Raw genomic sequence first — 10,760 nt, forward strand, 5'->3', positions numbered from 1 at the left:
TGTAATAATAAAAAAACCATCTCATTTAGAGATGGTTTTTAACATTGAAAACTTTAATATTTATTTTTTATCATTATTTGAAGAATCTCCATGTTCTATAATCTCATCTACAACATTAATGGTTGCTGGCTCTACTGAGGCATCATGCGAATTATAATACTCTTCTAAAAGATTCATTGTTGCCGTTAATAAATCTTTAGTTTCTAATAATAAACTAAAATATAAAGTTGTGTTTTTCGGGCTAGATTCTTCTGTTCTTGTTCTTGAAACTTGCTTAGCAATTTTATCGGTTACTAAAGCAAATATTTCTTTTTTGCGAGTAATAATTTCTCCTATTTGCTCGAAAGAATGTGAGTCGAAAGCTGCTTTAGTATCATTAAATAATGTTTCTAACGCTTCGTCAACTTCTTTTAATTCTTTGACTTGGCTAAACTTAAGTTTTTTATGGTTATTATTAATGTGTTTATGACTCACTTTCGAGATGTATTCTAAAGACTGTGTCATATCCTGTAAATAGCCTAAAATATTAATATAAAAACTACTGGCGCGTAAACTTGTTTCGTCTAAATTTTTAATAAAATAGAAAATATTATCTCTTAATTCATCAACTTCAGCCGCTAACTTATCTACTTGTTTTTTGTTCTTTTTTAGTAATGTTAAATCTTGTTTAGCTAAACCTTTTACAGCATTACTATAAATTCTATTTCCGCGCTTTACAACATTAGCAATGTTACTTGCGCTTTCTATAATAACACCTTGAACTGAGCTACTCCCGGTTTTTTTTAGGCTATCTTCTGCAGCAACTTCTTTAGATTTGTTATTGTGTGCTACCGTACTTCTTATTAACAAGCCAATTGCTGCTAACAATAAAATAGGGAACATAACTTTTATGTTTAAATTTAATAAGTAAGCTACTAAAGCAGCAGCAGTAAAAGCACTAAAGGCAGTAAAAAACCAACCGCCAATTACGTTTAATACACCAGCAACACGATATACAGCACTTTCTGCACCCCAAGCACGATCTGCTAAAGATGTACCCATTGCTACCATAAAAGTTACATAGGTTGTCGATAAGGGTAATTTATACGACGTTGCTATAGAAATTAATACTGCGGCAACCATTAAATTAACAGCAGCTCTTACTAAATCGAAAGCAGGTAGGTCTTTTGCTTTGTTTTTTGATACTTTAACTGTAGGAGCTTCAAATTGTTTTTCAATTTTAGCCTGCCAAGATTTAGGCAACATGTAAGCCGACATTTGAGACATTAACATTGCAGATCTTACAAATCCACGAGACATAAAGTTTGGTTGAAAACGTTCTTTTGTTTCACCTTGACTTGCCAAGTCTAAAGAGGTTTTTACAACATCTTTGGCTTTGCTAGAAAACCATAATGTTAATACCATAACCATTCCTGCTCCAAATAGTAACCAGTTGTTTGTTGGTACTTTTTCGGCAAGTATTTCCATAGAAAACTCTGTTGCTAAAGTACCAGTACTTAAAAAGGAAGTACTCCAAGCTTCATAAGCATTGTAAGCAGCAATTGGTACACCTATAAAGTTTACTAAATCGTTACCAGCAAAAGCTAGGGCTAAAGCAAATGTGCCTACTATAATAATTAGTTTGTAAATATTGGTCTTAAAAAAACTAATTAGCGCATAAGATAATAATGACCAAAAAACAGAACTCACTAAAACAATAGATAATACTTGATGTTCTAAAAAGTCTTTCATCGTTTCTCCACCAAGGATATTAAACGATTCTTTAGCGTAAGATGTGCCTTTTAATCCTTTCATGAAAATAAAGTAAGTAATAGCCGTTAATGCTAAACCACCAAATAACGCACCAACCCAAGATGCTTTTTTTTCAAAATTATAAGATAATAATAATCTTGAAACCCATTGTACAAAGGCACCAATGGAAAAGGCGACGACGACTGAGAGTAAGATTCCGAATATAATTTGGGACGCTTTTGATGTATTAATATAATTAACAACATCACTAAAATTACCACCATCGGCACCAATTTTAATTAACGCCATAGCAACTGCAGCTCCCAATAATTCAAACACAATAGAAACGGTGGTTGAAGTTGGCATCCCCACAGAATTGAAAAAATCCAGTAAAAGAATATCTGTTATCATTACTGCCATGAAAATTATCATGATTTCATCAAACATAAATTCTCCAGGATTAAATATCCCTTTTCTTGCTACTTCCATCATACCACTAGAAAACACTGCTCCAACAGCAACACCAACACTGGCAACAATCATAATAGTTTTAAAGGAAATAGCTTTAGAGCCTATAGCAGAATTTAAAAAGTTTACTGCATCATTACTAACACCTACAACCAAATCAGCAATGGCTAAAAGGGCTAGGGCAATAATCATGTATAAGTATATATTTTCCATAATTTAATTTAAAATAGTTTGCAAATATCTTTAGACTTTTAAGTTATAATGTTATCTAATTGTTATGTTTTAAAAATGAATATCGAATTGTAATCGCCACATTAATTCATTGCTTCCATTCTTTATTTCTAAATGACTTACATCTGTTTGTACCTTTAAACTATGTCCAACAATGTATTTAGAAACACCCAATGTGTATTGGGTTTCAGGGTTTTTACCTGTAATGTTTTGGTCTAATTTTATATTCGTATAGCGTCCAGAAATTTCCCAATCGTTTTTACATAAAACTCCTGTTTGCAAATTTAAACCCTTACCAACTTGAACCTCATCGCCTGTTAATGAGCCATCTGAATTTTTAGCAAAAGGGTCTTTGGCATCTCTATCGGCATATTCTGCCATTAATGAGAATCCTTTATATTTAAACATAGCATCAATAAAAAGCGTGTTTATATTAGTTTTGTAAAAACCAGTATCGTTAACCATATAAGAGCCTTGGTTACTTCTATTTTTAACCGCATTGTTATTATGGTCGTAACTTACACCTAATGCTAATTTAGGGGTTTGTTCTCTTTTTAAATCAGAACCAGAATAATCACCTTTACTTGCAAAGTTCCCAAAAGGTAATAATTCTACACGACCAGTATATTGATGACCGCCTAAATTTCCAGTAGTAATGTTTCTGCCTTCACCTTGAGCGATAGATAGCATTTCTTTTACAACAAATTTATCAGACAAGTTAAATTTATGTCTTAATTGAATGCCTAAATCTCTATCAATATTAAACCGACTGTTTAAAAGCGAGCGATCTACTTGTTGAAGATTTGCAGAAGAAACAACACGCTCTCTATTTCCAGGTAGTTTGGTTTGCCCAAACCAAAGTTCGAAACCTGGAGCAAAATTCCATTTCATTACAGCGTCTAAGATATATCGTGGTGCATTACTTGTAAATGGTGAAGCCCCTGAAATATCTCTGTTAGATAAACCCAACTCTAATTTATATTTAAGTTTTGGTGTAAATGCGTAACCATCAAATTTTAAACGCGCTCGTCTTACTAAGAAATTGGATTCATTATTCTCTCCGTCTTCCCAATTTGAGATAGCTAAAAATTGCATTCTTGCACCAATTTTCATGGTCCAGCTACTATCTTGTCCTACAAGGTTAAAAAGACCTTTTCCAAACTTAGGAGATTTAATTTCTTGTGAGTGAGAGGATAATATTGCAAAAAAGTAGAGTGCAATACACGTAATTTTAAGTTTCATTATAATGTTTTAGTTTTTGTCGCTGCAAAGAACTAAAATCAATGTTAACTTAATGTTTCCTAATGATTAAATTTTAACAAAAAAAGACTGCCTTGGCCTAAGGCAGTCTCATTAGAAATCATAATAATGTAGTCGACAAAAACTAATAGATTATATGAAATACTAATTGTTTTGTCTTAAGACATGGCAAATATCATGGTTTAAGTTGATGTGAATGTAACCTTAGTATTAATTAATTATTAAGCTTTCCAATGTTAAATCTTCATAAATAATAAGTTTGTAATATATTGATTTTCAGATTTTTACAATTTCAATGTTAAGCTAACGTTAATTTATGATTGCTTTAATGTTATGTAATTTGTATATTTGAAATATAATGTTAAAACCCCCATAATTATGAAGAAATCAATTTTATTACTTTTTACCTTTTTAATTACTGTGGTCTCTTTTGCTCAAGAAAAACAAAAGAGAGATTTAAAACTTAACAAAGAAACCAACTTAATTGATGTGGTTTATTATCATGACAATGGTGTTGTAAGCCAAACAGGATCTTACACATTAGATGGTAAATTACAAGGAGAATGGTTAAGCTTTAACACAGAAGGTAAAAAAATCGTTTCTGCAAATTATGATAATGGAAAAAAAGTCGGCAAGTGGATTTATTTAATAGATGGAGCTTTGAAAGAAGTTGATTATACTAAAAATGTAGCTTCATTGTAAAAGAAAATACAATTTAAACAGAAAAAGCATCCTAAATTTTAGGATGCTTTTTTTATGTGTTTAAAAATACTCGATTAGTTTCCTACGGTCCAGTTTGCTCCCCAAGTTGCATAGTCTGTACCTATTCCGTTACCATTATCAGAGATAAAATCGGCTTCAGTAAAAGTGTCTCCAGTATCATTTTTCATATTAGTTGTTACATCTGTAAAAGTTACATTTTTCACATCTAAATCTCCATTAATAACACCAGTACCTGTTGGATTATCACTATCTGCTCCAGCATCTCCATCAAGATCGAAACCTTCTTCAAATCCTTCAATTAAAATATTTTCGAAAATGCCTTGAGTACCTGCTCTTAATCTAACAGCTTCGTTACCAGTTCCTGAACCTAAGCCTATAATTGTAACATCTTTTACAGTAGGTTTAGACCAGAATTTTGGATTTGAAAGATTTCCTATATCTGTATTATATCCATCGCACTCAAAACCTTTATCATGATCTTCTCCATGCTTAACATAAGCATTTGTAATAGAACCTGTAAAACCTTCAGTCCAGTCTATTGAATCGTCTTGACAGTTAATTACAACAGCATAAGATACTTTTGCTGTTCCTCCAAAAAACTCAATACCATCATCAGCTCCTTCATAAGCTTGAATATATTCAATAGTTGTTCCTGCACCTACTCCATAAAAAGAGAATCCGTTATTTTCTGAAGAACCATCAGCTGCTCCTCCAGAATATTCTACACGTACATAACGTAAAACACCTGAGCTATCTGCTGAATCTGAGCCTCCATAAGGTAAACTTCCAATTTCTGATGTAGATGTTGCATCACCAGTTACAGAGTTTATTGGAGCTTTTCCTAATAATATTAATCCACCCCATTGACCCGCACTAGGATTAGCATTTCCAGATGTCATTACAATAGGCTTAGCAGCAGAACCATTGGCTATAATTTTTGCTCCTTGAGAAATAGCTATATAAACATCTGCTCCAGTTGCAACAGCTTTAATTGTAACACCTTCATTAATAGTTAATGTTGCACCTTCGGTCATAATTACAGGCCCACTAATCGTATATGTTCTGTTAGCTTCAAGAGTTAAATCTGAAGAATATTCGGCAGCATTAATAGCGATTTCTTCATCTGTGTTTCCTGTACCTCCTCCATTATTGGTAGTTGTATTATTTACTACGCTATTGTCAGTGATATTAATAGCGGCGGTATCATCTGTTGAGCAAGAGTTAAAAAGCAATGCCGTAATTGCTAATCCTAATAATAAATTATTTTTCATCGTTTCTAATTTTAATTTTTATTTGTGTTTAAAATTTATATTTAAATTGTAATCCTATGTTCATTCCTTTTTTATAATTTGAAACATCTTTTCCGTTAGGAGACGTAACTACTATATCGCCTTGTGTTGTTTTTCTAATGTATTTTACACTAGGATTTAAAAGGTTTTTTGCAGCAAAGTTTATTTCAAACTTCTTACCTATTTCATTTTTTAATATGAAATCTAAAGTTGGAATCCCTTTTTCTATTACGTTTCCTAATTGTCCAGATCCTAAAGCATCTATTCTATCTGAAAAATAAGAGAAAGATAAGGTTGCATTAGGTTTATAACTCTCGAAAAATGTTGGCGAATAGTTAATATCTGCATTCACAATTAGAGGTGAAGCTCCTTGTAATTCTTCTTTATCATTAACAAAACTTACATTAAAATTACTACCAACTATATCTTTATATAAATCTTGTTGGGTATGCATATAAGTAGCATTTAATCCAAAAGAAAGTTCTGCATTGTCATCTTCGTTGGTAATAATGTTCTTTCTTATTTCTGCTTCTACACCATAAATTTGAGCTTTTTCGCCAGTTCTAAAAAAACGTTGTGTTCCTGTCGCATCAAATGCCACAACTTGATTAATAGGATCTTTTATTTGTTTATAAAATGCACCAAGAGATATTAATTCAGATTTTGTTACAAACCATTCGTATTTTAAATCGATGTTTAAAATTTTAGAGTGAGATACATCTTTTACATTAGTATATGTTTCTCCAGGTTTTTGACCTAATAAATCTGGATTACCTCCTATACGTTGCGATACACTTTCGTAAACAAAAGGAGCAACTTCTTTAAATTCTGGGAGAGAAATAGTTTGACTTGCTGAAAACCGTAGATTTTGATCTTCGTTTAACGCATATTTTAAACTAAAACTTGGTAAATACAATACATCTGAAGCACTAATATTATCGTTGCCATTAACTCCTAAATTAATTACATCATACTCGATATACTGCTTAAAAGATTCTACTCTTACACCTGGTACAATAAGCCATTTTTCACCTAAATTAATTTCAGCATTTAAAAATCCAGCATAAATATCTAGCTTTCCTTTATAAGTGTTTTCAAACCTTCCAGGTCTGTTTGTATTACTTAAATTTGGATAAGGTTTAATAACTTTAATTTCGTAAGTTCCTTCATTGCTAGTTAGATTTAAATTGTCTAAAGTGAAAAAACTGTTTAGATTATTAACATCTGAAATACCACTATTATCAATAATATCGTAACCATATCTAATGTTATTAAAGCGACGTTCTTTAGTTCTTGCATTATAACCAAAATTAAGTTTTACTTTATCTGATGTTTTATAAGCTAAATTTAAGCGACCATTTAATTCTTCATCTTGTATGTCTTGAAAATAACGCTGATTATCAAAATCTACATTGCTATAAAAAATAGGGTTTGTGTTGGGGTCGTTATCTAAAGCGTATTGATAGTTCTCAAAACTTAATCGTTTTCTATCTGGCTCATGCGCATTAACAAAGTTGTGTCCAAAACCCCAATCTAAATCAATCTTTTCAAATTTATGAGTTCCTATAAGTTGATTAACATAAATTAGGTTTTCGTTAAATTGAATATTTTGCTGATAAAAGCCTTCGTCTGTATTGGCAATAGCATCTCTATTTCGTCCCTTACCATCAATACCAAAATAACCTACTTTATCTGAAGAGCTATTAACAAATAAAGAATTGAATTTAAGTGTATTACTTGTATCTATTTTATAAATAACAGAAACCATTGCAGTGGTAGTAGTACCATATTCAAATTCTTCAGCTTGTTCGAACGCTTTTTTCTCAACATTGGTATAATCTATTGAAGAACCTTTTCTGTATTGGTAATCATTTTCAAACGAACCTGTAGCATAAAAGCTTAGTTTTGCTCCGTTTTTAAAATTGAATGATTTCCCAAAAGCACCTCCAAAATTTGTATTTATTGGTGTACCAGCATTAACAGGATTAAATCCATGAGACAAAATTACTGCAAAAGGATCATGCGCATATCTGTTGTAAAACCCAAAATGACCAGTGCCTTCACTTCTTACAAAATCTTTACTTATCGCATTGGTGTTAATTTCGGAGCCGATTCCAAAATCAAAAAAACCTGAGCCGCTATAATCTTTAGATGAAATATCTACATTTCCAGCTGCAAAATCACTATAAAACTTAGAAGAATAAGCTTTACTAATCGACACATTCTCAATAACATCAGACGAAAATAAGTCTAAATCAATATTCTTTTTATTAACATCGTTTGAAGGTAAAGACAAACCATTCATTGTGGTATTTAAATATCTATCACCTAATCCACGTACATAAACGTTACTAGAACCCTCTTGTTTAGAAACTCCAGAAATTTTAGCAACTGCACCAGCAGCATTGCTAACACCTTTTCTCGATAATTCTTCAGCACCAATACTTTGTTTAATTTCAACCGCTTTCTTTTGTTCTAAAAGTAACGCTGTTTCACTTTCACGTTTTGTAGTAGTAGTAATTACAACTTCGTCTAGTGTGGCTGCGCTTGCAGACATTACTACATTTACTTCAGTTGCTTTTCCGGCAATAACATTTACACTTATTTCTTGTGTTTCGTAACCTACAAAACTAAAAACTAAAGTATAAGTTCCAGCGTCTAAATTTTCAAATGAATACAAGCCATCAAAATCTGAAGTTGTTCCTGTAGTTGTTCCTTTAATTAAAACATTAGCAAAGGCTAATGGCTCATTGTTGTATTCTTTATCTGTTAATTTCCCAACAACCGAACCTGTACTTTGAGCGTATGAAAATGTTGTTATAAACAGTATAAATAATAGTATTATTTTTCTCATTAGTTTTTTAAATTTCTTGCTGCAAAGAAACGTTGCGTGTATGAAGATGAGGTTATCTAAGGATTAAACAACCGTAATAAAAGCGTTAGGAAAACGTTATGGAACGATGCTTTAAAGCTTAATTTAAAAACAATTTCTTAACATGAATTCTTTTGATTTTTAAAGAATATGAAATGAAAAAAGCGACTTTCATTTTTTAGAGAAAGTCGCTTTTTATAAAACATTAAAATTTTTATTTACATGCTATTAATGCTTATTCATTTAAAGATGGTGAGGTGTTTTCTTTATCAGCACTAGCGAAAGTTAGCATTAATTCTTCAAGAGAAATAGAACTTGCTCCTAAAGACATTTTAACTTTAATAGCTTTTCCAGATTCTACTTGAACCTTTAATACTTTAGTTTTATAACCAACAAAACTACTTACTAAAGTATAGTTTCCGTCTTTTAAGTTTTCGAATTCAAACAAACCTTTTTCATCAGATAAAACTTCAGCTCCAGTCTCTTTAATTAAAATTTTTGCATAAAGTAAAGGCGAATTATTCGACTCGTTATCTAATATATTTCCACTTACAGAACCCGTATGTTGCGCAAAAGAAAATGCTGTTACTAAAAAGATGGCAATACGTATAATATGTTTCATAAATAAACGCAATAAATTCTATGCAAAGAAAACCATAAACTATATTTAGAATGTTATGTAAATATTAAACAACAGTGATTAAAATGTTACGGTAATGTTATCAAATTTTAGGTTTGCTTTTATTGAATTTACTTATCTTGCTTGTTCTTAAAAATTTAAAATGAACTGGGAACAATTACTATCCTTAAAACGCTTTGGCGACACGAATAAACGTATAAGAAAAGAACAAGACGAAACCCGTTTAGGTTTTGAGGTCGATTACGATCGTGTTATCTTTTCATCAGAGTTTAGAAGCCTTCAAGATAAAACACAAGTCATCCCGTTATCCGAAACCGATTTTGTACACACGCGCTTAACCCATAGTTTAGAAGTTAGTGTAGTAGGACGTTCTTTAGGTAGGCGTGTAGGTCAAAAATTATTAGAAAAGCATCCACATTTACAAAGTGCCCTTGGTTATCAAGCTAACGATTTTGGAGCCATAGTTGCTGCTGCAGCCTTAGCTCACGATATAGGAAACCCACCCTTCGGACACTCAGGAGAAAAGGCCATAGGGGAATTTTTCAAAACAGGAGAAGGTAAACAATTTAAAAGCCAACTAACTGATAAAGAATATCAAGATTTATGTGATTTTGAAGGGAACGCCAACGGATTCAAAATTTTAACCGAAAGCAGAGCAGGGCGAGAAGGTGGTATCCGATTAAGTTATGCCACTCTTGGCGCATTCATGAAATACCCAAAAGAATCACTGCCTAAAAAACCAACAAAACATATAGCCGATAAAAAATACGGTTTTTTTCAGAGTGAAAAAGGAGCGTTTCAAGACGTGGCAAACGAGTTAGGATTGCTAAAACGTTCCGATACAGATGTTAGTTACGCACGACATCCACTTGCGTATTTAGTAGAAGCGGCAGACGATATTTGCTACACCATTATCGATTTTGAAGATGGTATAAACCTAGGATTAATTCAAGAAGAATTTGCGCTAGAATACTTATCAAAAATCATTAGAAACACCATTAAGCCCGAAAACTATTATGCACTTTCCACAAAAGAAGATCGCGTTGGGTATTTGCGCGCATTGGCAATTGGTACGCTAATTAATGAAGCAGTAGATATTTTTATGCAGCACGAAGATGCTATTTTAAATGGTAATTTCGATTGTGCCCTACTAGATAAAAGTAAATACGAAGCACAAATAAAAGATATTATAAAAATAAGTATCGAAAACATATACCAATCCACAGAGGTGATTGATAAAGAAATTGCTGGCTATGGTGTTATAAACACGCTGTTAAACACTTATACAAATGCCGTAAATAACAGTTTTAACAATACGGCTTCAAATTACGACAAACTTATTTTAAAAGGCCTGCCAAAAACTCTAGAAACCAATAATTCAAGCCTATATAGCCGTTTGTCTAGCGTGTGTTATTACGTGTCTTTACTATCCGATAGTAAGGCGATACTGGATTATAAGAAGATAAAAGGGATTAGTTTTTAAGAAAAATTTCACTTCGAGTGTCCCGAATTTATTTCGGAATGTATCGAGAAGTTGGGCGTTACC

Annotated in this window: 7 protein-coding genes; 2 read left to right on the forward strand and 5 right to left on the reverse strand. The window is 32.0% G+C overall.

The genetic code is table 11. The annotated features are described in order from the left end of the window. Positions 1 to 60 precede the first annotated feature (60 nt). Together AADI82_RS10260 and AADI82_RS10265 are read right to left on the reverse strand one after the other, a co-directional pair. A complete protein-coding gene (locus AADI82_RS10260; RefSeq protein ID WP_341216350.1) occupies positions 61 to 2,412 on the reverse strand; it encodes an inorganic phosphate transporter in 2,352 nt (783 codons plus the stop codon). Between the two features lie 69 nt (positions 2,413 to 2,481). Next, positions 2,482 to 3,672 carry a porin gene (locus AADI82_RS10265; RefSeq protein ID WP_341216351.1) on the reverse strand — a complete coding sequence of 397 codons (1,191 nt, stop codon included), beginning with the start codon at positions 3,670 to 3,672 and terminating at the stop codon, positions 2,482 to 2,484. Positions 3,673 to 4,068: 396 nt separating this feature from the next. Here AADI82_RS10265 and AADI82_RS10270 point away from each other — a divergent pair, with 396 nt between their 5' ends. After that, positions 4,069 to 4,392, forward strand: a complete 324-nt coding sequence (locus AADI82_RS10270) for a nicotinic acid mononucleotide adenyltransferase (protein ID WP_341216352.1) — start codon at positions 4,069 to 4,071, stop codon at positions 4,390 to 4,392. A 74-nt stretch (positions 4,393 to 4,466) separates the two neighbouring features. Here the strand turns inward: AADI82_RS10270 and AADI82_RS10275 are convergent, their stop codons facing one another. From AADI82_RS10275 to AADI82_RS10285, 3 genes are all read right to left on the reverse strand, one after another. After that, on the reverse strand, positions 4,467 to 5,684 hold the full coding sequence (locus tag AADI82_RS10275) for a multidrug transporter (RefSeq protein ID WP_341216353.1): 1,218 nt from the start codon (positions 5,682 to 5,684) through the stop codon (positions 4,467 to 4,469). A 28-nt stretch (positions 5,685 to 5,712) separates the two neighbouring features. Beyond that, on the reverse strand, positions 5,713 to 8,556 hold the full coding sequence (locus tag AADI82_RS10280; protein WP_341216354.1) for a TonB-dependent receptor: 2,844 nt from the start codon (positions 8,554 to 8,556) through the stop codon (positions 5,713 to 5,715). A gap of 253 nt (positions 8,557 to 8,809) precedes the next feature. After that, entirely contained in the window at positions 8,810 to 9,196 is a 387-nt protein-coding gene (locus tag AADI82_RS10285; RefSeq protein ID WP_341216355.1) for a carboxypeptidase-like regulatory domain-containing protein, read from the reverse strand. A 160-nt stretch (positions 9,197 to 9,356) separates the two neighbouring features. Here AADI82_RS10285 and AADI82_RS10290 point away from each other — a divergent pair, with 160 nt between their 5' ends. After that, positions 9,357 to 10,697: a deoxyguanosinetriphosphate triphosphohydrolase gene (locus AADI82_RS10290; protein ID WP_341216356.1), complete on the forward strand. Its 1,341-nt coding sequence runs from the start codon at positions 9,357 to 9,359 to the stop codon at positions 10,695 to 10,697. The last annotated feature ends 63 nt before the right edge of the window (positions 10,698 to 10,760 follow it).

The organism is uncultured Wocania sp. (assembly GCF_964021735.1).
GTDB lineage: Bacteria > Bacteroidota > Bacteroidia > Flavobacteriales > Flavobacteriaceae > Wocania_A.

What these genes read in the sequence shown, in the direction of transcription:
- AADI82_RS10260 (WP_341216350.1), bottom strand. Translation starts at nt 2,412, where the DNA reads ATGGAAAATATATACTTATACATGATTATTGCCCTAGCCCTTTTAGCC.
- AADI82_RS10265 (WP_341216351.1), bottom strand. Translation starts at nt 3,672, where the DNA reads ATGAAACTTAAAATTACGTGTATTGCACTCTACTTTTTTGCAATATTA.
- AADI82_RS10270 (WP_341216352.1), top strand. Translation starts at nt 4,069, where the DNA reads ATGAAGAAATCAATTTTATTACTTTTTACCTTTTTAATTACTGTGGTC.
- AADI82_RS10275 (WP_341216353.1), bottom strand. Translation starts at nt 5,684, where the DNA reads ATGAAAAATAATTTATTATTAGGATTAGCAATTACGGCATTGCTTTTT.
- AADI82_RS10280 (WP_341216354.1), bottom strand. Translation starts at nt 8,556, where the DNA reads ATGAGAAAAATAATACTATTATTTATACTGTTTATAACAACATTTTCA.
- AADI82_RS10285 (WP_341216355.1), bottom strand. Translation starts at nt 9,196, where the DNA reads ATGAAACATATTATACGTATTGCCATCTTTTTAGTAACAGCATTTTCT.
- AADI82_RS10290 (WP_341216356.1), top strand. Translation starts at nt 9,357, where the DNA reads ATGAACTGGGAACAATTACTATCCTTAAAACGCTTTGGCGACACGAAT.